Source organism: Streptomyces sp. ISL-43 (genome assembly GCF_018614195.1).
GTDB lineage: Bacteria > Actinomycetota > Actinomycetes > Streptomycetales > Streptomycetaceae > Streptomyces.
In genome coordinates this window covers 37,747-59,366 of sequence record NZ_JAGGOT010000045.1, presented here as the reverse complement: position 1 = coordinate 59,366, position 21,620 = coordinate 37,747, and the positions used below count along the sequence as shown (strand labels likewise).

General features: G+C 70.2%; 26 protein-coding genes. 15 read left to right on the top strand and 11 right to left on the bottom strand.

The genetic code is table 11. The annotated features are described in order from the left end of the window. Positions 1-1,399: 1,399 nt before the first annotated feature. Complete coding sequence (locus J7F03_RS25745; protein ID WP_214953424.1) at positions 1,400-1,810, bottom strand: MerR family transcriptional regulator; 411 nt, start codon at positions 1,808-1,810, stop codon at positions 1,400-1,402. Positions 1,811-2,218: 408 nt separating this feature from the next. On the opposite strand from J7F03_RS25745, the gene J7F03_RS25740 reads away from it, so the two are divergent. Next, positions 2,219-3,724, top strand: coding sequence for a SulP family inorganic anion transporter (locus J7F03_RS25740; RefSeq protein WP_214953422.1), 1,506 nt, complete (start codon positions 2,219-2,221; stop codon positions 3,722-3,724). 184 nt (positions 3,725-3,908) lie between these two features. On the opposite strand, the gene trxB is transcribed toward J7F03_RS25740, so the two are convergent. The 3 genes from trxB to J7F03_RS25725 are packed head-to-tail and all read right to left on the bottom strand — an operon-like array spanning position 3,909 to position 6,005. After that, a complete protein-coding gene (trxB, locus tag J7F03_RS25735; RefSeq protein WP_214953449.1) occupies positions 3,909-4,865 on the bottom strand; it encodes a thioredoxin-disulfide reductase in 957 nt (318 codons plus the stop codon). A gap of 37 nt (positions 4,866-4,902) precedes the next feature. Then, positions 4,903-5,322 (bottom strand): arsenate reductase ArsC, encoded by a 420-nt coding sequence (locus tag J7F03_RS25730; RefSeq protein WP_214953420.1) that lies wholly within the window; start codon positions 5,320-5,322, stop codon positions 4,903-4,905. A 53-nt stretch (positions 5,323-5,375) separates the two neighbouring features. Continuing rightward, the gene (locus J7F03_RS25725; RefSeq protein WP_214953418.1) at positions 5,376-6,005 is read right to left on the bottom strand and encodes a low molecular weight phosphatase family protein; all 630 of its coding nucleotides are present in this window, start codon (positions 6,003-6,005) and stop codon (positions 5,376-5,378) included. Positions 6,006-6,081: 76 nt separating this feature from the next. Between J7F03_RS25725 and J7F03_RS25720 the strand changes: the two genes are divergently transcribed. From J7F03_RS25720 to J7F03_RS25695, 6 genes are read left to right on the top strand one after another with little or no spacing between them, the layout of a single operon-like run. Then, positions 6,082-6,396, top strand: a complete 315-nt coding sequence (locus J7F03_RS25720; RefSeq protein WP_214953416.1) for a helix-turn-helix transcriptional regulator — start codon at positions 6,082-6,084, stop codon at positions 6,394-6,396. 50 nt (positions 6,397-6,446) lie between these two features. Then, complete coding sequence (locus tag J7F03_RS25715; protein WP_214953414.1) at positions 6,447-7,241, top strand: aquaporin; 795 nt, start codon at positions 6,447-6,449, stop codon at positions 7,239-7,241. Continuing rightward, positions 7,238-8,296 carry an ArsO family NAD(P)H-dependent flavin-containing monooxygenase gene (locus J7F03_RS25710; protein ID WP_214953412.1) on the top strand — a complete coding sequence of 353 codons (1,059 nt, stop codon included), beginning with the start codon at positions 7,238-7,240 and terminating at the stop codon, positions 8,294-8,296. The genes J7F03_RS25715 and J7F03_RS25710 overlap by 4 nt, the downstream gene beginning before the upstream one ends. A gap of 34 nt (positions 8,297-8,330) precedes the next feature. Next, complete coding sequence (locus J7F03_RS25705; protein ID WP_214953410.1) at positions 8,331-9,113, top strand: MerR family transcriptional regulator; 783 nt, start codon at positions 8,331-8,333, stop codon at positions 9,111-9,113. Beyond that, a complete protein-coding gene (locus tag J7F03_RS25700; protein ID WP_251072474.1) occupies positions 9,110-9,418 on the top strand; it encodes a hypothetical protein in 309 nt (102 codons plus the stop codon). The genes J7F03_RS25705 and J7F03_RS25700 overlap by 4 nt, the downstream gene beginning before the upstream one ends. 60 nt (positions 9,419-9,478) lie before the next feature. Continuing rightward, a complete protein-coding gene (locus J7F03_RS25695; RefSeq protein WP_214953408.1) occupies positions 9,479-10,471 on the top strand; it encodes an arsenic resistance protein in 993 nt (330 codons plus the stop codon). On the opposite strand, the gene J7F03_RS25690 is transcribed toward J7F03_RS25695, so the two are convergent. Next, a complete protein-coding gene (locus J7F03_RS25690; RefSeq protein ID WP_214953406.1) occupies positions 10,458-10,856 on the bottom strand; it encodes a heavy metal-responsive transcriptional regulator in 399 nt (132 codons plus the stop codon). The genes J7F03_RS25695 and J7F03_RS25690 overlap by 14 nt on opposite strands. 84 nt (positions 10,857-10,940) lie before the next feature. Between J7F03_RS25690 and J7F03_RS42735 the strand changes: the two genes are divergently transcribed. Further along, a complete protein-coding gene (locus tag J7F03_RS42735) occupies positions 10,941-11,918 on the top strand; it encodes an alkylmercury lyase family protein (RefSeq protein ID WP_214953404.1) in 978 nt (325 codons plus the stop codon). Positions 11,919-12,032: 114 nt separating this feature from the next. On the opposite strand, the gene J7F03_RS25680 is transcribed toward J7F03_RS42735, so the two are convergent. Then, positions 12,033-12,848, bottom strand: coding sequence for a sulfite exporter TauE/SafE family protein (locus J7F03_RS25680; protein WP_214953402.1), 816 nt, complete (start codon positions 12,846-12,848; stop codon positions 12,033-12,035). A gap of 236 nt (positions 12,849-13,084) precedes the next feature. Between J7F03_RS25680 and J7F03_RS25675 the strand changes: the two genes are divergently transcribed. Continuing rightward, positions 13,085-13,648: a DinB family protein gene (locus J7F03_RS25675; RefSeq protein ID WP_308379964.1), complete on the top strand. Its 564-nt coding sequence runs from the start codon at positions 13,085-13,087 to the stop codon at positions 13,646-13,648. A gap of 14 nt (positions 13,649-13,662) precedes the next feature. Here J7F03_RS25675 and J7F03_RS25670 read toward each other — a convergent pair whose 3' ends face one another. Further along, positions 13,663-14,157, bottom strand: coding sequence for a GNAT family N-acetyltransferase (locus J7F03_RS25670; protein ID WP_214953400.1), 495 nt, complete (start codon positions 14,155-14,157; stop codon positions 13,663-13,665). Beyond that, positions 14,154-14,519: a helix-turn-helix transcriptional regulator gene (locus J7F03_RS25665; protein WP_214953398.1), complete on the bottom strand. Its 366-nt coding sequence runs from the start codon at positions 14,517-14,519 to the stop codon at positions 14,154-14,156. Before J7F03_RS25665 ends, J7F03_RS25670 begins: the two co-directional genes overlap by 4 nt. Before the next feature lie 114 nt (positions 14,520-14,633). Here J7F03_RS25665 and J7F03_RS25660 point away from each other — a divergent pair, with 114 nt between their 5' ends. From J7F03_RS25660 to crcB (J7F03_RS25640), 5 genes are all read left to right on the top strand, one after another. Continuing rightward, complete coding sequence (locus J7F03_RS25660; RefSeq protein ID WP_214953396.1) at positions 14,634-15,992, top strand: FAD-dependent oxidoreductase; 1,359 nt, start codon at positions 14,634-14,636, stop codon at positions 15,990-15,992. A gap of 6 nt (positions 15,993-15,998) precedes the next feature. Further along, complete coding sequence (locus tag J7F03_RS25655) at positions 15,999-17,273, top strand: MFS transporter (protein WP_214953394.1); 1,275 nt, start codon at positions 15,999-16,001, stop codon at positions 17,271-17,273. A 568-nt stretch (positions 17,274-17,841) separates the two neighbouring features. Continuing rightward, complete coding sequence (gene crcB / locus J7F03_RS25650; protein WP_214953392.1) at positions 17,842-18,303, top strand: fluoride efflux transporter CrcB; 462 nt, start codon at positions 17,842-17,844, stop codon at positions 18,301-18,303. Next, positions 18,300-18,647, top strand: a complete 348-nt coding sequence (locus J7F03_RS25645) for a DUF190 domain-containing protein (RefSeq protein WP_214953390.1) — start codon at positions 18,300-18,302, stop codon at positions 18,645-18,647. The genes crcB (J7F03_RS25650) and J7F03_RS25645 overlap by 4 nt, the downstream gene beginning before the upstream one ends. Beyond that, positions 18,644-19,018: a fluoride efflux transporter CrcB gene (crcB, locus tag J7F03_RS25640; RefSeq protein ID WP_214953388.1), complete on the top strand. Its 375-nt coding sequence runs from the start codon at positions 18,644-18,646 to the stop codon at positions 19,016-19,018. The genes J7F03_RS25645 and crcB (J7F03_RS25640) overlap by 4 nt, the downstream gene beginning before the upstream one ends. Positions 19,019-19,230: 212 nt before the next feature. Here crcB (J7F03_RS25640) and J7F03_RS25635 read toward each other — a convergent pair whose 3' ends face one another. After that, positions 19,231-19,932, bottom strand: a complete 702-nt coding sequence (locus J7F03_RS25635; protein ID WP_214953386.1) for a pyrroline-5-carboxylate reductase — start codon at positions 19,930-19,932, stop codon at positions 19,231-19,233. A 91-nt stretch (positions 19,933-20,023) separates the two neighbouring features. Beyond that, on the bottom strand, positions 20,024-20,347 hold the full coding sequence (locus J7F03_RS25630; RefSeq protein ID WP_214953384.1) for a hypothetical protein: 324 nt from the start codon (positions 20,345-20,347) through the stop codon (positions 20,024-20,026). On the opposite strand from J7F03_RS25630, the gene J7F03_RS42405 reads away from it, so the two are divergent. After that, on the top strand, positions 20,336-21,295 hold the full coding sequence (locus J7F03_RS42405) for a PDR/VanB family oxidoreductase (protein ID WP_308379963.1): 960 nt from the start codon (positions 20,336-20,338) through the stop codon (positions 21,293-21,295). The two genes, J7F03_RS25630 and J7F03_RS42405, sit on opposite strands and share 12 nt — an antisense overlap. 53 nt (positions 21,296-21,348) lie before the next feature. Here J7F03_RS42405 and J7F03_RS25620 read toward each other — a convergent pair whose 3' ends face one another. After that, on the bottom strand, positions 21,349-21,615 hold the full coding sequence (locus tag J7F03_RS25620; protein WP_251072472.1) for a cation transporter: 267 nt from the start codon (positions 21,613-21,615) through the stop codon (positions 21,349-21,351). Between the last annotated feature and the right edge of the window lie 5 nt (positions 21,616-21,620).

Genomic DNA, 21,620 nt, shown 5'->3' with positions numbered 1-21,620 from the left:
CGAGGAAATCACACCTCTGACCCTGGGCTGTGATGGTGAAATGTGGAGGGCCGTTTTGCCGGCGGTGTGGTGCACCTCGGCCCGAGCCCAGGGCGCCGACATGACCCAGTGCTTGCGTGGCGGTGAGCAGTGCATGGATAAGGCGGAAGGCTCGACCCTGCACGGATTTGGTCAACCCCATGGGCTCGGGATGCCCTTGAAGGGTTTTCACCACCGGGTGCGGGTTGGTGAGCCGTGCCGGTACGGGAACGGGTGGCAGCGTGGCCAAGCGCCAAGCGCCAGGCGGGGGTGTCGACGAGCCGGATTTCGTAGCCGTCTCGGCACCAGCCTGCATGCAGTTCCTTGGTCTCGGGAATCTTCCCCGACCTGCGCGCCGCGGCCACGCGGATCGGCCACTTCTCGGTCTCCCGGCCGCTGGCTTCACGCTTGACGATTCGGCCGCCTGCTTCGACGAGCTCTTCCAGGAGCTGCTCCGTGACAGTCTTGGCTTTCTTCCGTGGAAAGGAGCTGGCTCGCTGGGCCGGTACGGGCGTGGCTACGTTCGCACTGGAATTCTGACCACTGGTCAAGGCGAGTGGCGGGGTTGCAGCCCCTTGCGCGGGTGCTGTATCTCTGCCCCGAGGTTGATCGGGCGGGCAGCGGGTTCCGTAGTCCAGATAGTGCTGGCCGGCATCGGTGAGAACCGCGGACCATTGCCCTTGCCGCTTGGAGGCTTTGACCAGTCCCCGGCTTTGCAGGGCTTGGCAGCTGAGCTTGTGCGCGGTTCCTTCCCATACGCCGGCAGGGCATCCTCGGCCTACCCATTGCAGCACCTGTTGTTGACGTTCGTTTAGCTCTCGCGGCACCTGAACTCCCCCTCGTGTGACCGTCCCACGCACAGGCTCTCAGCCGTGCCCTCGTCTTGTCGGGACTGGAGGGCGTTCGAGCAGTTGGCAGGCAGCGATGAAGATTCGGACAGATGTGGGCATGGCTGCTTGTGGTGGCTACGCTCGCAGTCGTTCGTTGGTGGCCGCCGTAGACGCTTGCTTGTCACAAGCTGTCTGCCCCGCACGCCTCCCCAAGATCACATGGTGTCAGGTTGTGATCAGCCCTGGCGGGAGGCACACCACCAGGCAGCAGCTGCCGCGAGCGCCAGTGCGGCGGCGCGTACAGCTCAGGCTGTTCGGCGGGCATCGTGTGCAGGGCGGCGCCCGCGATCGTGAGGTTCGCGCCCATCACCGGCAGGGGCGAGGCCGGACAGCGGGCGGGTCGGCGGGTCACTGCCGCTTTCGGACGGCGCAGCCGGTACGAGCGGATGGCCCATCCATAAAGGGCGCCTGACAGGAGGGCTCTGTAACGCGCAGCGCTGCACAGACTGACTGCGGCCGGTGGCTGTACGTCTCTCGGCCGCGCTCGGGGCTCAGGACCCGGCGGGTGCGGTCTGGTGCAGGCGCGTGCGGAGTGTTCCGGCGAAGTCCTCGGCGCGGGCCAGCTGAACCCGGAGCTTGTCGACCTGCTCGGTAGCGGCCTGCTCGTACTCGCGCACACGCTCGAGCAGGGCCTCACGCGCATCGGTGTCGAGGGTGTCATCGCCATCCAGGCGATCGGTGGCGGCCAGGAGGTCGCGCATCTGGTCGAGGGTGAAGCCGAGGGGCTTCATGCGGCGGATGACCATGAGGCGCTGCACGTCGGTCTCGGTGTAGAGGCGGAATCCTCCCTGGGAGCGGGCCGAGGGGACGACGAGGCCGGTTTCCTCGTAGTGCCGGATCGTGCGCAGCGACAGCTCCGTCCGCGCGGCGATCTCGCCGATCTGCATGTGCTTGTCGTCCACGCCCGTGCTCCTGGCCCTTCCCATCGTGGCGGGCCGCGTTCTGCGACCCCACCGATCTCTACTCTAACGTTAAGGTAGAGTTGCTGGTGAGCGGGTGGCCTTGGCCTCCCGTGGTGCAGCTGTGTCGGGGCCGATGGTGCCCCCAGCGAAGATCCGATTCCGCAGGAGCCGAGCATGCGCGAGCCGATGACGCCCAGCGCTGCCGCCTGCCCACCGTGATACTTCGCTTCGGATGCGAGCTGCGCGGCCGCGTACTGCGCAGGCCCGCCGCATCCATCTTTCCGAACTTCCGGCCCGCGTGATTTCTCGGGCCGACCGCGGGGGGGCCGGCCCGGCCGCTCCGCGTTCTCCCGCACACCCCGGCCTGCCCAGAACGGGTGTGCCCGAGCACGACAGGTTCCTACTCCCTTGTCTTCTGCTTCCCTGACGTCCCCCGCCGCGCGCCTGCGCGGCCTGCGCCCCGACTGGCTGAACAACCCGAAGGTCTGGCGCACCGAGGTCCTGGCCGGCCTGGTCGTCGCGCTCGCCCTGATCCCCGAGGCGATCTCGTTCTCGATCATCGCCGGGGTCGACCCGGCGGTCGGCCTGTTCGCCTCCTTCACGATGGCCGTGGTCATCTCGATCGTGGGCGGGCGCCGGGCGATGATCTCGGCGGCGACCGGTGCCGTCGCGCTCGTGATCGCACCTCTCAACCGTGAGCACGGCTTCGGCTACCTCGTGGCGGCCGTCATACTGGCCGGCGTCATCCAGGTCGCGCTCGGCGCCCTCGGCGTCGCGAAGCTGATGCGGTTTGTTCCGCGCTCGGTGATGGTCGGCTTCGTCAACGCCCTCGCCATCCTGATTTTCATGGCGCAGGTCCCCGAGATGACCGACGTCCCCTGGGCCGTGTACCCGCTGATCATCGGCGGCCTCGCGCTGATGGTGTTCTTCCCGAAGGTCACCACCGTGATCCCGGCCCCGCTGGTCTCCATCGTCATCCTGACCGTCATCACGGTCGCGGCCGCGATCGCCGTGCCGACCGTGGGCGACAAGGGAGCCCTGCCGTCCTCCCTGCCCGTCCCGGGCCTGCCGGACGTGCCGTTCACGATGGACACCCTGACCACCATTGCCCCCTACGCGTTCGCGATGGCGCTGGTCGGCCTCATGGAATCCCTCATGACGGCCAAGCTCGTCGACGAGATCACCGACACCCACTCCTCCAAGACCCGCGAGTCCATCGGCCAGGGCATCGCCAACATCGTCACCGGCTTCTTCGGCGGCATGGGCGGCTGCGCCATGATCGGCCAGACCATGATCAACGTGAAGGTGTCCGGCGCCCGCACCCGCCTGTCCACGTTCCTCGCGGGCGCGTTCCTCATGGTGCTGTGCATCGTCTTCGGCCCGGTCGTCTCCGACATCCCCATGGCCGCCCTGGTCGCCGTGATGGTCATGGTGTCGTTCGCGACCTTCGACTGGCACTCCATCGCCCCCAAGACCCTCAAGCGGATGCCGGCCGGTGAGATCACGGTCATGGTCATCACCGTGATCTGCGTGGTCGCCACCGACAACCTGGCCATCGGCGTCGTCGTCGGCTCGGTCACCGCGATGGTCATCTTCGCCAAGCGCGTCGCCCACCTCGCCGAAGTCACCCCCGTCACCGCCCCCGACGGCACCAGCGTGATCTACACGGTGACCGGCGAACTGTTCTTCGCCTCCTCCAACGACCTCGTCGGCCAGTTCAACTACACAGACGACCCCGACAAGATCATCATCGACCTGTCCGCAGCCCACGTCTGGGACGCCTCCTCGGTCGCAGCCCTGGACGCCATCGAGACCAAGTACGCCCAGCGCGGCAAAACGGTCGAGATCACCGGTCTCAACGACCCGAGCGCCGACCTCCACGGCAAGCTCACCGGCGAACTTGCCAGCCACTGAACCCGCGTACGCGAATCTTCATCGTTCTCAGCTACCAGTCCCGCTGTCATAACCGTGCGTGTGACTTTGATTCCACCCTGGCCAGACTTTTTACAGCAATCTGCCAGTCCAGGACGTGACGACACGTACAAGAAAGGGGCGGCCCACACCATTGGTGTGGGCCGCCCCCTTCGGTGCGATCAGGTCAGACTGCTGCTGGTGCAGGTTCATCCTTCGTACGCAGAGCAGCAAGGTACCGCTCGGCGTCGAGGGCTGCGGCGCACCCGGTGCCAGCGGCGGTGATGGCTTGGCGGTAAGTGCGGTCGACGACATCGCCGGCGGCGAAGACGCCGGGGAGGCTCGTGCGGGTGGAGGGCGCTTGGACCTTCAGGTAGCCCTCGTCGTCGAGGTCGAGCTGGCCGGTGAACAGCTCGGTGCGCGGGTCGTGCCCGATCGCGATAAACAGTCCGGTCACGTCCAGATCGCGGAGCTTTCCGGTGAAGGTGTCGCGCAGGACGACGCCCGCCAGCATGCCGTCCTTCTCCTTGATCTCGGCGATTTCGCTGTCGAATGCGAAGGAGATCTTGTCGTCTGTGAAGGCCCGGTTCTGCATGACCTTCGAGGCGCGCAGGGTGCTGCGGCGGTGGACGACGGTGACGGATTTGGCGAAGCGGGTGAGGAAGGTGGCCTCCTCCATGGCGGTGTTGCCGCCGCCCACCACGACGATGTCACGGTCGCGGAAGAAGAACCCGTCGCAGGTCGCGCACCAGGACACGCCGCGCCCCGACAGCTCGTCCTCCTTGGGAAGGCCGAGCTTGCGGTACCCGGAGCCGGTGGCGATGATCACCGTCTTCGCGCGGTGGACGGTGCCCTCGGAGTCGGTGACTTCTTTGATGGGGCCGGTCAGGTCGACGGAGACGATGTCGTCGTCGATCATCTGGGTGCCGAACTTCTCCGCTTGGACGCGCATGCTGTCCATGAGGTCCGGGCCGTCGATGCCGCTGGGGAAACCGGGAAAGTTCTCCACCTCGGTGGTCGTCGTCAGCGAGCCGCCGACGAAGATCGAGCTGCCGAACAGCAGGGGCCTCAGCTGCGCGCGGGCGGTGTAGAGGGCGGCGGTGTATCCGGCGGGGCCGGAGCCGATGATGATGACGTTACGTATGCCGTCGTCGTCGGCGGTGGTCGCGTCGGTTACGGGATCAGCCCTGCTTCTTGGCGTCGATCTCGGCGATCAGGCCCTCGATGAGGCCCTTGATCTCGTCGCGGATGGGGCGCACGGCCTCGACGCCCTGGCCGGCCGGGTCCTCGAGCTGCCAGTCGAGGTAGGTCTTGCCGGGGAAGTAGGGGCAGGCGTCGCCGCAGCCCATCGTGATGATGTAGTCGGAGGCCTGGGCGGCTTCGGGGGTGAGGACCTTCGGCTTCTGGTCGGAGATGTCGATGCCCAGCTCAGCCATGGCGGTGACGGCGGAGGGGTTGATCTGCTCGCCGGGCATGGAGCCGGCGGAGCGCACCTCGACGCGGTCGCCGGCGAGGTGGCGGAGGAACCCGGCCGCCATCTGGGAGCGGCCCGCGTTGTGGATGCAGACGAACAGGACGGAGGCGGCAGGAGCGGAGGACATCTGTTCTTCCTTGAGGTGAGGCGACTGCGGTGGGGATGCGGGGGCTTGGGGCTCTACGGCGCGAGCTGCACGAGCAACTCGCTGATGTGGGCGTCGATCTCGTCGCGGATCTCCCGTACGACGGCGATCGGCGCAGCTTCGGGGTCGGCGACAGGCCAGTCGAGGTAGCGGCGACCGGGCACGACAGGGCAGGCGTCGCCGCAGCCCATCGTGATCACGATGTCGGCAGCCTCGACGACCTCTTCGGTCAGGGGCTTGGGGTACGCATCGGCGAGGTCCGCACCGGCTTCGGTAAGGGCCTGCGCGATGTGCGGCTCCACCTCGTCGGCCGGACGAGTGCCCGCTGAGGAGACGGTGACGCGCTCGCCCGCCCGGTGGGCGAGGAGGGCGGCGGCCATCTGCGAGCGCCCGGCGTTCTGGCTGCACACGAACAGCACCCGGGTCGGACCGTTCACCAGCCCTTGGGTGTGGGCGAGGGCGTCCAGGCGCTCGGCGGTCAGCCGTTCCGCCAGCACGACCAGGTGCGTACGGACCCGTGCCTGCTCGGCAAGACGTGTGTAGGAGTCGGCGAGCAGGCCCAGCACGGTCTCCGGCGAGAAGTGGCCGGCATACCGGGAGGCGAGGCGGGCAGCCCCCGCGGCCAGGCGTTCGTCCGGCAGGAGGGGTGAAGAGGGCGTGGGCATGGCGTTCCCGTTCAAAGGAGCCAATAAGGTCAGCTCGGACTGGTGTCAGGCCCAGCTGATGTGACAGTATCAGCACATGATGACGTCAGTCGACACTGATCTGATCCGGGTTCTGGCCGACCCGCTCAGGCTCCAGATCGTGACCCTGCTCGCGCGCGAGACCCTCTGCACCACCCACCTTGTGGAGGAAACGGGTGCCAAGCAGACGAACCTCTCCAACCACCTGAAGGTGCTGCGCGAGGCCGGGGTCGTGGAGACGGAGCCATGCGGGCGGTACATCTACTACCGGCTGCGCCCGGAAGTCATCGAAGCCCTCGCCGGTCAGTTCGCCGACCTCGCCCTGACCGCGCGTGCCACCGCCGAAGCGAACCTCAAGCGGTCCTGCCCGTAGCCTTTCGCGGCCCTGTCCGCCCTGCCTCACCTGCCCGAGGAGATCCTGTCTTGACCGCCACCGAGCCCGTCGCCGCCGCCCCCGCAGGGGAGTCCGTCATAGCCGCCGACGTGCCCCAGCCGGCACCCGGGGCGACCCCGCCCCGTACCCCGCTGATCGCCCGCGCGGCCGCCGAGCTGGTGGGCACTGCCGCACTGGTGGCGATCGTCGTCGGCTCCGGCATCCAGGCCACCGATCTCACCGATGACGTGGCGCTCCAGCTGCTGGCCAACTCCACCGCCACGGTCTTCGGCCTCGGCGTCCTGATCGCCCTGCTCGGTCCGGTCTCCGGTGCCCACTTCAACCCGGCTGTGACGCTGGCCGAGTGGTGGACCGCCCGCCGCGGGGGCGCCGGCGTCACTGCCCGCGAGCTGGCCGTGTACGTGCCCTCCCAGATCGTCGGCGCAGTCGCGGGCGCGATTCTGGCGGACGCGATGTTCGGCGAGCCGCTGGTGAAGTGGTCCACCCACGACCGCTCCGCCGGAAACCTCCTCCTCGGTGAAGTCGTCGCCACCGCGGGCCTGATCCTGCTGATCTTCGGCCTGGCCCGCACCGACCGGCTGCGCTTCGCGCCCGTCGCCGTCGCCTCGTACATCGGCGCGGCGTACTGGTTCACCTCCTCCACGTCGTTCGCGAACCCGGCGGTGACCATCGGGCGTGCTTTCACCGACACCTTCGCCGGTATCGCCCCGGCCTCCGTGGCCGGCTTCATCGGCATGCAGCTGATCGGTGCGGTGGTGGGCCTGGCCCTGGTGGCGGTCATCTTCATGCGCGGCAAGACGGACGCCGGGGCGCCGACGGCATGAGCCGGCGCACGGATGTGGTGGTGATCGGCGGCGGCCAAGCAGGGCTCGCCGCCGGCTACCACCTGCGCCGCCTGGGCATCGAGTTCGTCATCCTCGACGCCCAGGCGACGCCGGGCGGGGCCTGGCAGCACACCTGGGACTCCTTGCGGCTGTTCTCCCCGGCCGCCTACTCCTCCCTGCCCGGTCGGCTCATGCCGCTCCAGCCCGGGCAGACGTACCCGGACGCCGCTCACGTGGTGGATTACCTCGCGGACTACGAGAAGCGGTACGAACTTCCGGTCCAGCGCGGTGTCTGGGTCGACGCGGTCCACCGCGACGGCGGGTTCCTGCGCGTCGAGACCGACTGCGGCGACTGGCAGGCCCGTGCCGTCGTCAGCGCCACCGGAACCTGGACCCGCCCGTTCATGCCCGCTGTGTCCGGCCGGCGTGAGTACACCGGCCGCCAGCTGCACACCGTGCAGTACGGCAGCCCTGCCGATTTCACCGGCCGGCGGGTGATCGTCGTGGGCGGCGGCAACTCAGGTGCGCAGATCGCCGCCGACCTCGCCGGTAGCGCCGAGCTGACCTGGGTCACCCAGCGCCCGCCCCGCTACCTTGCCGACGACATCGACGGTCGCGCCCTCTTCGACGCCGCGACCGCCCGCCGCCGCGCCCTCGACACCGGCCGCACCGACACCGGCGGCGTCGCCTCCCTCGGCGACATCGTCGCCGTTCCGCCCGTACGCGCCGCCCGCGAGGCCGGACTCCTGCTCGCGAAGCCGATGTTCAGCAGGCTCACCCCGACCGGTGTGGAATGGGCGGACGGTACCTACGCCGAGGCGGATACCGTCATCTGGTGCACCGGTTTTCGCCCGGCACTGGCCCACTTCGCCTCCCTCCGCCTGCGCGGCAGCCGTGGCCGGATCGCCACCGACGGCACCCGCGCGGTGGATGAGCCACGTCTGCACCTGCTCGGCTACGGCGACTGGACCGGCCCAGCCTCCGCCACCCTCATCGGCGTCGGCCGCCCAGCCCGGGACGCGGCCCGGGAGATTGCCGAGCTGCTGCGGGCTTGACCTTCGAGTCGGGTTGAAGGTTTACGTTCGAGGTATGAGCACACTGCGTATCTCGCAGCTGGCCGAACGCTCCGGCGTCCCGGCCTCCACACTGCGGTTCTACGAGACGGCCGGGTTGCTGCCCGCCGAGCGGACCTCGTCCGGCTACCGCCAGTACGGGCCGGACGCGGTGGAGCGGCTGGCGTTCATCTCCTCCGCGAAGCTGCTGGGGCTGGCGCTGGAGGACATCCGCGATCTGCTGGACGTACGGGACGCCGGTGTGTGCGCGGCTGTGCGGGCGCGGATGGTGCCGCTGGTTTTCGAACGGATCGCGGACGCGGACCGCCGCTCGGCCGAGCTGGCGGCGTTCTCCGCCCGCCTCGCCGACGTCCACCGGCAGCTGTCCGGTCCGGCCCCGGCCGGCGGGTGCGGCCCGGACTGCGGCTGCACCACCACCGGCGACAAGGCCCAGGCGCCGGGGCCGGTCCTGATCGAACTCTCACCCACCCGCCCCCAGGTCGCGGCCGATGAGCCGTGGCGCGAGGCACCGGTGGCCTGCACGCTCGGCGGGGCCGAACTCGTCGAGCGCACCGCCCAATGGCAGGACCTGATCGCGCAGGCCACGAGCCGCGAGGAGTTCGCGGACGGAGTGCGCCTGACCTTCCCCAGCACCCCGGAACTGGCCGCCGAACTCGCCTCGCTCGCCGCAGCCGAACAGGACTGCTGCGCGTTCTTCGACTTCACCCTGAACCTCGCCCCCGCCCGGCTGACGCTGACCGTGCGGGCGCCCGAAGCCGCCGGCTCCCTGCTGACCGACCTGTTCGGAGCCACCGCATGAACCCCGAGACGAAGTCCTCCGGCACGTCCCTCCTCGGCGTGGGCGCGCTCGCCGCCCTGGCCTGCGCGGCGTGCTGCATCGGCCCGATCCTGGCCTTCCTCGGCGGGCTGGGGGCACTTACCGCGATCGGTTCCCTCTGGGTTCCCGCCCTGGCCGGCGGCACCGTGCTCGCCCTGGCCGCCATGGCGTGGGTACTGCACCGGCGTCGTCGTGCCGCCGCCTGCGCGAGCGCGCCGGGTCCCGTGGACCTGGGCCTGCCCACCACCCCGCCGCCGGCGGCAGGAAACGCCCGCTTGCCACAATGACCCCGCCGCCCACAGGGCGGCCACACGATCAGTACGCACGCACGGCAGGGAGTCAGCAAGGTGTCGCAGGAACCGCAGGGTCTGGTCGAGCGCATGGAACAGCACCAGATCGCGATCTACCTCGGCACCATGGCTCTCGGAGGACTACTCGGCTGGGCGGCCCCGGCTACCGGCCCCGGACTCGAGCTCGCCATCAACCCCGTCCTCGGGGCGCTGCTGTTCGTGACCTTCCTCCAGGTCCTGGCCGCCGACCTGCTCCGCTCCCTGCGCGACGGCCGGTTCCTGTCCGCGGCCCTGGCCGTAAACTTCGCTGTCGTGCCCCTGGTCGTCGCCGCGATGTTCACCTTCCTGCCCGCCGATCAGGCCGTACGCATCGGGGTCCTGCTGGTTCTGCTGTGCCCGTGCGTGGACTACGTCATCGTCTTCAGCGGCCTCGCCGGCGGGGACAGCCGCCGCCTGCTGGCCGCCACCCCGCTCCTGCTCGTCGTGCAGATGCTGCTCCTGCCGGGCTTGCTGTACCTGTTCATGGGCCCGGACCTTGCCGACATCGTCGAGGCCGGCCCGTTCCTCGAAGCCTTCCTCTTCCTCATCGTGATCCCCCTCGTGCTGGCCTGGGCCCTCCAGGCGTGGGCGGCTCGCACACCGGCCGGGCAGAAGGTGTCTGACGCCGCCACGACGACGATGGTGCCGCTGATGGCCGCCACCCTCATCACCGTGGTCGCCTCGCAGGTCCCCAAGCTCGGCGGCAGCCTCGGCGACGTGGCCGCCGTGATCCCCTTCTACGCCGCGTTCCTGGTGGTCATGGCCTTCACCGGACGGGTTGTCGCCCGCCTCTTCCGCCTGGACGCCCCGGCCTCGCGGGCGGTCGTCTTCACCGGCGCGACCCGCAACTCCCTGGTCGTGCTGCCTCTCGCGCTCGCTCTCCCCGACGAGCTGGCGGTCGCCGCGGTCGTCGTGGTCACCCAGACCCTGGTCGAGGTCATCGGCATGGTCGCCTACGTACGCCTCATTCCCCGCCTCGTCCCGGAACGGGAGCCGGTCACGGTCGCGTGAGGATGGTGCAGATCCCGCCTTCATGGCAGGTGTCCGGGTCGGTGGCGGCGGCCCGTCGGGCGAGCTCACGCAGTGCGGTGCGGGTTTGGCGGAGTTCGGCCATGCGCCGCTCAATGTCCGTCAGGCGCTGGTCGATCAGCGTGGTGACGTGGCCGCAGGGGGCTTCGCCGCTGTCGCGGATTTCCAGGACGGACCGGATCTCGGCAAGGGTCAGACCGGCGCCCTGGGCGTCGCGGATGAACGCCAGCCGCATCGCAGCCTCCGGCGGGTACTCGCGATAGCCACCCGTTGTGCGGGGCGGGGCGGGCAGCAGGCCGGCCTGCTCGTAGAAACGGATGGCCTTGGCCGTCACCCGGCCGGATGCCGCGAGCTCACCAATGCGCATACCCCCACGCTACGCCTTGACCTTCCAGTGCACTGGAAGGTCTACCGTCGGGCCGAGGGCCACACCACCACGGAGGACAGCGGAATGCGGATCACGATCCTGACGGTGCCCAACTGCCCGAACGTGCCGGTCGTACGGGAGCGGATCACCGCCGCACTCGGCCCGCGTACCGCCCACGTCGAACTGATCGAGGTAAGTGAGGAGACGGAGGCCGAGCGTTTGGGCATGACGGGCTCGCCGACCGTGCTGCTCGACGGCGTCGACCCCTTCGCGACGCCCGGCGCCCCGGCGAGCGTGTCCTGCCGCCTCTACCGAGACACCGGCGGCCGCACCGAGGGCGCGCCGAGCGTCCCTGCCCTGCGACGGGCTCTGTCCGGCGTGAGCCTTGCCGCGGCCGAGGCAGGCCAGGAGTGCTGTCAGGCGGATGTCCTGGATCCGGTCGGCCGGGCGGGACGAGGCCGCCGCGCCCCCGCCGAGCGCGGACTGCGGGCCGTGCAGCAGGCGGTGCTGCGGCACTTCGCCGAGACAGGGCTCTCGCCGGACATGCCGGTGCTCGAAGCCGTTGCCGCGCAGGCCGGGAGGACCGCTGCCGAGGTGCTTGCCGAGCTGGACCGGGAGGACTTCCTGGCCCTGGACGACGCGGGCCGGATCCGAGCGTTGTACCCGTTCTCGGCGGTGGAGACCCGGCACCGGGTACGGCTGGCAAGCGGAGTGGAGGTGTGGTCGATGTGCGCCATCGACGCCCTCGGCCTCTCCGTGATGCTGGGCCAGGACATGGTGATCTCCTCCTCGGACCCGGTCGACGGCCGGCCGGTGACCGTGACCTTCACCAGCGGCACCACGGTGTGGGAACCGGTGGCCGCCGTCGTGTTCGTCGGCCGCCGCGAAGGCACGGGACCCACAGCCACCCTCTGCTGCGACGCGCTGAACTTCTTCACCGGCCACGCCACGGCCGAGCAGTGGCAGCAGGAGCACCCGGAGCTGAAAGGGCAGGTCGTCAGCCAGGCCCGTGCCGTGGAGATCGGGCAGCAGACCTTCGGCCCGCTCCTCCAGGACGGCTGACCGGCGTGGTTCTGTTCGCGAGTTGAGTTTCGACAGCGGCTTGTTCAGGGCTTCGGGAGGCACCCAGCTCAGGCCAGAGCCGAAGTTCATGAGATGGGGAGGCGCCGGGCCCGATCAGCCGTGACGGGCAAGCTTGAGCGCTGAGGCGAGGAGGATCACGGCTAGCGCGGGGATGAGCACCAGATCCGGGAACACGCCGAGGAGCAGTCCGCCCAGCACCGCCCCGGCGACGGAGCCTGCGGCCATGGTGAGGGCGAAGCGGAGGCTGGCGCTGAGGATGGCGAAGCTGCCGTCGCGGCTGTAGCGGGCGAAGGCGACCAGCATGGTCGGCAGGGAGACCAGCAGGGAGAGGCTTCCGGCGGTCTTGATGTCCTCTCCGAACAGCAGCACGATCGTCGGGATCAGCAGCTCGCCGCCGGCGACTCCCATGATCGCGGCGACGACGCCGATGCCGAACCCGGCCGCAACTCCGGCGGGGATCTGGGCCCAGAGCGGCAGCGCGAGGTTGTCCAGGGTGGTGGTGTGGGTGAGGACCAGGGCGGCCGCCATGAGGACCATCAGCGCTGCCAGGACCTTGTAGAGGGTGGTGCTGCGCATGCGTACTGCCCAGCTCGCTCCGGCCCAGGCTCCGAGGAGGCTGCCGGCCAGTAGGTTGACCACGACGGGCCAGCGGGACGCGACCTCGGCGGCCGGGACTGCTGCCAGGCGGGCGGGCAGCGCGACCAGGACCACGACCAGGCTCATCGCCTTGTTCAGGATGACCGCCGAGAGGGCGGCGAACCCGAAGAGGCTGATCAGCAGTGGCAGGCGGAATTCGGCACCGCCCAGGCCGATCATCCCGCCCAGCACTCCGATCGCCGCACCCGCGCCGAACACCACAGGTGCTGAGTGCGTCGGCCGGAGGGGATAGAGGGTCTGGTCCGTGGTCATGACGGGCATCCTCGCTGGTGGCCCACCCCTGTTGCTACGGCACGCCCCCACCTTCGGGGCAAGGCACCGGGAGTCCGCTCTGGATTCGTTCGGACCTCCGAGAACCAGCAGTGACGGCCGCCCCTCTCGTTGTATTCGGGGATGCCCGTGCCGTCGAACTCGTTCCCGTGAACAGACCGAACCGGCGCCTTACGCTGGTACCAGTGCTCGGAAGCCGCCATCATCACAAGCCCCGAGTGCCGATCGAAAGATGGCAGGCCATGGCGCACACCGACCCGATGGACCGGCAGGCCGTGAACGAGGACTACGAGCGCGCCCGCCGCACCTTCCACCAGCTGCTGGACTCAGCCTCCAAGGCGGACTTGGCAAGGCCCACCCGCGGCACCAAGTGGACCAACGAGCAGCTGCTGTGGCACATGCTGTTCGGGTACATGGTCGTCCGCGCCCTGCTGGTCCTGGTCCGCGTCTTCGGGCGGCTCCCCCGGAGGGTCGGCAAGGTGTTCGCCCACTTGCTGAACGCGGGGACCGTACCGTTCGACTGGATCAACTGCGTGGGTCCGCGCGGGGCGGTGACGGTCTACGGGCCGCGCCGGATGGGCGCCGCCTTCGACCACGTCCTCGACGCCTTGCAGCGCCGGCTGACCGCGGAGTCCGAAGCAGAGCTTGCCCGCGGAATGCACTACCCCGTCCGCTGGGATCCCTTCTTCCAGGACTACATGACACTCGCGGACATCTACCGCTACCCGACTCAGCACTTCGATTTCCACCTCCGCCAGCTCACCCTGGACGGCGGCAGCTGACACCGGCAGAACAGTCAGGTGATACGCGGGCTGCGGCGCTCCAGCAGGACGACGTCACGCCACAGGCCGTGGTGCCGGCCGACGCGCTCGCGGGTGCCGATGATCCGGAAGCCCGCATGGTCGTGGACGGCGAGGCTGGCGGCGTTGTCGGGAAAGATGCCGGACTGGATCGTCCAGATACCCGCGGCCTCGGTCGACTCGACCAGCGCCGCGAGGAGCTGCTTGGCGACGCCCCTGCCGCGGGCGCCCGGGTGAACGTAGACGGAGTGCTCGACGACACCGGCGTAAGCACAGCGGTCGGAGACTTTGGTGGCGGCCACCCAGCCGAGCAGTTTGCCGTCGGTGGCGAGTGCGGCGAATCGGTGTTCGGGCAGCTTCGCCGCGTCGAACTCCGCCCATGTCGGTGCGGCGGTCTCGAACGTGGCGTTACCCTCCTCGATGCCCGCCTGGTAGATCGCCAGGACCTCGTCCGCGTGCGCCCAGGTCAGCGGCGCGATGGTGACGCTCATACGGAGGCTGCCCGCGTCAGGAGCTGGCCCATGGCAGCCAGTACGGCCGGCTCGACCCGGTAGTACACCCAGGTGCCGCGCCGCTCGGAGGAGAGCAGGCCGGCGTCCTTGAGCTTCTTCAGGTGGTGGGAGACCGTCGGCTGGGAGACGCCCACGTCGGAGATGTCGCACACGCACGCTTCGCCGCCCTCGTGCGAGGCGATGGCGGAGAACAGTCGCAGGCGCACCGGATCTCCGAGCGCCTTGAACATCACCGCGGCCCGCTCGGCCTCCGCAGCCGTCAGCGGGCGCTCGGTCAGGGGCGGGCAGCACGGGGCCATGGCCTCCGGCTCCAGCAGCGGCAACGCCTTCGTAGTGGGCATGCCCCCATCATCCGATGAACTTCGACAGATGTCTATGTTGACGGACGTCGATGTGGGTGTCACTCTTGAGTCGTCAGGACATCGACAGGCGTCGAATCAAATGGGGAGCCCGCCGTGAACGCATCCACCGAAGCCCTGCCCGTCGTCGTGATCGGAGCAGGCCCGGCCGGCCTCGCCGCCGCCGCGCACCTCACTGAGCGCGGCATTGAACCCCTGGTCCTGGAAGCCGGACCGGCCGCCGGCAGCGCGGTGCGGGACTGGGGCCACGTACGCCTGTTCTCCACCTGGTCCGAGCTCGTCGACCCGGCCGCCGAGAAGCTCCTTGCCCCCACCGGGTGGACCGCCCGCGACGGCGCGACCTACCCCTCCGGCGCCGACTGGTCCGAGCAGTACCTCCAGCCACTCGCCGACGTCCTCGGCGACAAGGTCCGCTACGGCGCCACGGTGACCGGCGTCTCCCGCCTCGGCCGCGACCGGATCGTCGACGCCGACCGCGAGCAGCAGCCCTTCACCATCAGCATCCTCAACGCCGACGGCACCGAGGAGCGGATCACCGCCCGCGCCGTCATCGACGCCTCCGGCACCTGGTCCACTCCCAGCCCCATCGGCGGCGACGGCCTTCCCGCCCTCGGTGAGAAAGCTGCCGCCGCCCGGATCTCCTACCGGATTCCGGACCTCAAGGACCCGGCCGTCCGCGCCCGCTACGCAGGCAAGCGCACCGCCGTCATCGGCTCCGGCGCCTCCGCCTTCACCGCCCTCGCCTACCTGGCCGACCTTGCCAAGGACGAAGAATCCACCCACGCGGTGTGGGTCCTGCGCCGCGGCATCAGCGGCTCCACCTTCGGCGGCGGCAGCGCCGACCAGCTCCCCGCCCGCGGCGCCCTCGGCCTCGCCGCCAAGGCCGCCGTCGACGACGGGTACGCCGACGCGGTCACCGGCTTCCGCACCTCCGCCATCGAGCGCCACGGCAACCGGCTGGTCCTCGTAGCAGAGGACGGCCGCCGCCTGGACCCCGTAGACGAGGTCATCGTCCTCACCGGCCTGCGCCCCGACCTCACCTTCCTCAACGAGCTGCGTCTCGGCCTCGACGAGCGCCTCCAGGCCCCGCTGGAGCTCGCGCCGCTGATCGACCCGAATCAGCACTCCTGCGGCACCGTCTACCCCCACGGCGTGAACGAGCTCTCCCACCCGGAGAAGGACGTCTACCTCGTCGGCATGAAGTCCTACGGACGTGCCCCGACCTTCCTCGCCATGACCGGCTACGAACAGGTCCGCTCCATCGCCGCCCACCTCGCAGGCGACCGCGCGGCAGCCGAACGCGTCGAACTCACCCTCCCCGAAACCGGCGTGTGCGGCGGCGCCGGCCTCTTCGACCAGCCCCAGGCCGCCGAAGAGACCGGTGGCGGCTGTTGCGCGGCCCCCGCCACGCTCACCATCGGCGTCGGCGCCCCGGCCCAATCCGGCGGCTGCTGACCCACGGTGACCGACCTCCAAAGCAGCGGCGCCGCGACCGGAACGGGGGACCGGTCGCGGCCCCGCGCCGTACTGCCCGCGCTCTGCGCCACGCAGATCACCAGCTGGGGCATCGTCTACTACGCCTTCCCCGTCCTGCTCCCGCGGCTGACGGCCGCCACCGGCTGGTCCGTCAACGGCGCGACGGCCGCCTTCTCCCTCGCGCTCCTCATCTCCGCCGTGGCCGGCATCCCGATCGGCCGGATCCTCGACCGCCGAGGGCCGCGCGCCGTGATGACGGCAGGCTCCGTACTCGCCACCCTCGCACTCCTCGGCATTGCCGCCGCCCCCAATCTGGCCGTTTTCACGGTGGGCTGGATGCTCGCGGGAGTGGCCATGGCGGCTACCTTCTACCCGCCCGCCTTCGCCGCACTCACGCGCTGGTGGGGGCCCGACCGTGTCCGTGCCCTGACCATCGTCACCCTCGCGGGCGGGCTCGCCTCCACCGTCTTCGCACCCCTGACCGCGGTCCTCGCCGAGCACCTGAGCTGGCGCACCACGTACGCGGTCCTCGCCGTGATCCTGGCCGCCGTCACCATCCCCGCGCACGCCCTGGCCCTACGCGCGCCCTGGCCGCCCGCACCACCAGCGCCACCCGTCATCCACCGCACCCCGGTCACCCGCAGCCGCTCCTTCCTCCTCCTGGCCGCGGCCTTCACCCTCTCCGGCTTCGCCATGTACGCCGTCGTCATGGGCCTCATCCCGCTCCTCACCGAACGAGGCGCGAACGCGACAACCGCAGCCTGGGCCCTCGGACTCGGCGGCGCCGGCCAGACCCTCGGCCGCACCCTCTACACAGGTCTGTCAGCCCGCACGTCCGTCACGACCCGTACGGTCACCCTCATCACCCTCGGCGGCGCGACCACGGCAACGCTGGCACTCATCCCCGGACCCATGCCCCTGCTCGTCCTCCTTGCGGTCGTCGCCGGAGTCGTCCGAGGCAACCTCACCCTCCTCCAGGCCACCGCCGTCACCGACCGCTGGGGCACCACCCACTACGGCCGCCTCTCCGGACTCCTCGGCGCACCGGCCCACATCGCGGCAGCCCTGGCCCCCTGGGCAAGCGCAGCCCTCGCCGCCCCACTCGGCGGCTACCCCCACCTCTTCGCGGCCCTCGCCACACTCTCCGTCGTGGCCGCATGCCTCGCCCTGGTGGCGTCGGGAGGAGGCCGCATCCGGCCGCAGTCCAGGTCGGTTCCGAGCAGGAGTCCAGCGTCACGCTCGCGCACGCAGCGCCCATAGCGCCCATCACTTACCTCGACCTGGGCGCCGGGGACCAGCTGGTCGTCTACACCGACGCCCGGTGGAGACCCGCGACCAACCCCTCGACGACCGCATCGGTCTCCTCCTGTCCCTGCTCGCCGGCCCCCACCGCGACCTGGAGGACACCTGCGACCTCCTGCTGCGCGAGCGCGGCACCCCGGTGACCACGACGACGTCGCCCTGCTCATCGCCCGGACGCTGGCCCGGTACGGGGAGTGACCGGGTTTCCCCGTCCGTGAGCGGGACGAGTTCATGGCAGGTGGCAGCGATGACAACGTGGGTCCTCGATAGTGCTGTGACCGGAAGGCTTGCCGGGTCGTGGTCAGGCCGTCGTGGCCGGCCACCCCGTCGGAGGCCGGAGCAGCTGGTCCCACCCGTTCGTTCGGGGGAAGGCTGGGCAGGTAATCTGGGGCAGCGGTGACCTCGCGGGGCGCCGCCCGGCGGTGGGGCCCGCCGTACCCGAACCGCGGCATCCGCGCCGCCAACGGTCCCTACTTGTGACGGCGTGTGCCCGGGTGCGGGTGCCTTGCAGGTAGGAGACGTGTCCATGGGAGCCCCTTCCACTCGCGATGGCGAGCTTTCTGTTCCGCCGCAGCGGCGTGATGTCGCGCGGGGGCTGTGGCCGGTCGTGGCGGTAGTGGCGCTCGGGGGTGCGGTCGGGGCCTCGGCCCGGTACGCGGCTTCGCTGATATGGCCGACCGCGGTGGGTTCGATTCCGTGGACGACACTGCTGGTCAATGCCGTGGGCTGTGCGGTGATCGGCGTATTCATGGTCGTGATCACGGATGTGTGGGCGGCGCACCGGCTGGTGCGGCCGTTCTTCGGAACCGGTGTGCTCGGCGGGTTCACGACGTTCTCGACCTACGCGGTGGACATCCAGAAGCTGGTGGCCGGCGGGCAGACCCTTGCCGGGCTGGCTTATCTGACGCTGACGGTGTTCGCGGCGCTGGTGGCGGTGTGGAGTGCGGTGTGGGTGACGCGCCGCGTACTGGCATGGAGGCAGCAGTGACCAGGCTGACGGGCAGAGCCCTCAGGGTGACGATCTTCATCGGCGAGACCGACCTGTGGCACCACAAACCCGTGTACACGGAGATCGTCCACCGGGCGCGCAAGGCGGGGCTGGCGGGCGCGAGCGTGTTCCGCGGGATCGAGGGCTTCGGGGCCTCCTCCTTGATCCACACCCAGCGGTTGCTGTCGCTGAGCGAGGACCTCCCGGTGGCGGTGGTGATCGTGGACGCCGAGGACAAGATCCGGGCGTTTTTGCCGGAGCTCGACGAGCTCGTGGCGGAGGGGCTGGTGATTCTCGACGACTGCGAGGTCATCCGGTACGTGGGACGGGAGAAGGCGAAGTGAACTGGCTGCTGGTTGCCCTCGGGGCCGCGGTCGGCGCCCCGCTGCGATTCCTGACCGACCGCGCGGTGCAGAAACGGCACGACACCGTCTTCCCATGGGGAACCTTCACCGTCAACGTCGTGGGCTGCCTGGTGCTGGGGCTGGTGACCGGCGCGGTTACGGCTGGGGCGGCGTCCTCGCAGGTGCAGCTACTGGTCGGCACCGGCCTGTGTGGGGCGCTGACCACGTACTCGACCTTTTCCTACGAGACGCTGAGGTTGGTCGAGGACGGCGCGAAGTTCTACGCCGCGGTCAACGTGATCGCCAGCGTGGTGGCCGGGCTCGGCGCGGTCTTCGCCGGGGTAGCGCTGGCCGAGGCACTCTGGGCCTGAACTGCCGGCCCATCCGGGCTCACTTTCCGGGCGGGGTCCGTTGCCGCAGGCCAGCCCATGCGGAACAATCAGCCGCCGACGGCGTCCGAGCCCGACGGGGCGGTCGCGCAGGATGCGGCGCCAATTGCTTGGATCCCGTGAGGCCCGGCACGGGCGGCTTGCACCCCCACTCAGGCCGTCGAGACCATGTGGGCAGGGTGGTGGACCCGCGTCTACCGCCTGGTGAACCCACCGGGGTCGGGACGAGGTGGCGGCGCCGGTAGTGGGGTCTGGGTCTGTTCCTCATGTGGGGGTGCAGATGATTCGGTCTGCGGCGAACGCGTTACCTCGCCCTCGGCACGCATTCGCTCGGTGAGTTCGCGGTGCCAGGCGGCGAACTCCTGGCGGATTGCGGATGCGGCCGGGCCGCCGCCCGCGAGCGCGGTGGCGTCGTCCAGCAGCCGCTCGTCGTCGACGACCAGTACGCGGCCGATCGAGGTGAGCGCCCGTTCGGCGAGCGCCCGGGCCTCGGGGGTGACGGTGTCGGCGGCGTACATCACGGTCATGCCCTCGGAGACCTGGGAGGCGACGTTCGGCATGGCGCGCACGACGTGCGGGGCGCCGAGGAGTGCGGCGAGGATGGCGGTGGGTACGCCGGCCATCACCGAGACGAGGGTGACGTCGTGGAAGGTGCCGGGCGGCTGGCCGGCGGCGAAGGCGGCGAGGGCCTGTGGTGGGATGGCGAGCACCGTCACGTCGCCGGGGTGCGGCACGTACTGGGGTACGGCGTCGATGCCGTCCTGCCGCAGTGCTGTGAGACGTTCGGCGGAGGGCTCGACGACGGTCAGCGGTACGTCCGGCAGGTTGCGGCGCAGGCCGTGGACGATGACCGAGCCCATGTGACCGGCGCCGATGACGACGATGCGTCGCTGCATGGTCTTCTGTCCTCCCTCCATGGGCCCGAGCGATGGGCCCGAGCGGTTCGTCTGAAATATCCAACGGGGTGCGGGTGGGCGCCTGTGGGGTTCAGCTGCGCCACCACGGGGCGCGGATCACGTCGTTGTCGTCAGCGGCGCAGTGGGTGCCGTTGGCGACTTCGCCTTTGCCGATGTCCCAGCCGACGACGCCACTGGCCTGCCGTTCGAGCTCGATCATCCGGGCGCGCTGGGGGCCGGTGCCGGCGTTGACGTCGCAGCGGACGACGCTGGACCAGGACCGTCCGTCCAGGGCGGCGGTGACGGCGAGCACGGGCAGCACGACCAGACCCAGGACGAGCCCGGCGATCCATACGGCGTCGGCGGCGCGCTCGACGTGCTGCCGCCCGGCACGGACACGCGCGTGACCGCCCAACCCCCCGGATCCCGGGCCGCCGTGGTCCAGGACGTACGAGCGGTCGCTGATGGCGTCGTATCCGTCGAGTTCGCCGCCGAGGACGGGAGACTGTTCGCCCCCTGGGAGCCGGGTGCCCATGTCGAGCTGGCCTTGCCATCCGGCCGTATCCGCCCGTACTCGCTCTGCGGCGACCCGACCGACCGGCAGACCTATCGCATCGCCGTACACCATGACCCGGCCGGGCGCGGCGAATCGGCGGAAGCCCGCACGCTGCGGGCAGGCCGACGGGTCGCGGTGAGCCGGCCCCGCAGCAGGTTCCCTCTGGTCCTGGCCGAGCACTACCTGTTCATCGCCGGCGGTATTGGCATCACGGCGATCCTGCCGATGGTCCGCGCGGTGGAGGCGGCAGACCGGGAGTGGAGCCTGCTCTACGGCGGGCGATCCCGCACATCGATGGCCTTCACCGGAGACCTTCTCGCCCTCGACGGCGACCGCGTCGAGCTCGTACCCCAGGACACCTGCGGCCTACCCGATCTCGCCGCCGCACTCGCACGGACCCCGCCGGGGGCGGCCGTCTACTGCTGCGGGCCAGAGCCGCTCATTGCCGCGGTGGAGCGGCTCATGGCGGCCGACTTTCCCGACCGGCACCTGCACACCGAGTGCTTCGGCGCGCCGCCGCAGACTCCAACCACCGCGGCGCGGGACTTCCACGTCGAGCTGCGGCGCAGCGGCCGCGTTCTGCCGGTCCCGGCCGACCGCACCCTCCTCGACGTGGTGCGCGAGGCCGTGCCCGGCGCCCAGGCTTCCTGCGAGGCGGGCTTCTGCGGCACCTGCGAACTGCGCGTCCTGGAAGGCGTCCCCGACCACCGCGACACCGTGCTGACCGGCCGCGCCCGCGAGCGCCGGGACGTCATCTACCCCTGCGTCTCCCGGGCCGTCAGCCCACGGCTCGTCGTGGACCTGTGAACCGGACCGCCCCGGCGAAGGAAGTCGCCGGGGCGGTCGCACGCAGTGCGGCGTCAGTCGGAGGGCCGGGCCGTGTACTCCCCGGCCTTCTGCACCGCCGTGACGAGAACGGCGGCATCCACCTCCGCGCCCTCCTCCAGGCGGACGACCGTACGTCCAGCCCGCACGTCGGTGCTGGACGAGCGGACGCCGGGGATTTCCTCGAGCTCGTCGTCGATGAGCAGGCCGCAGCTGGTGCAGTGCATGCCCTCGACCAGGAGAACCACCTCGGGTCCGGTTTCGGTCATGGTCTTCGCCTTCTTACGGCTGAACAGGCTCATGTCCA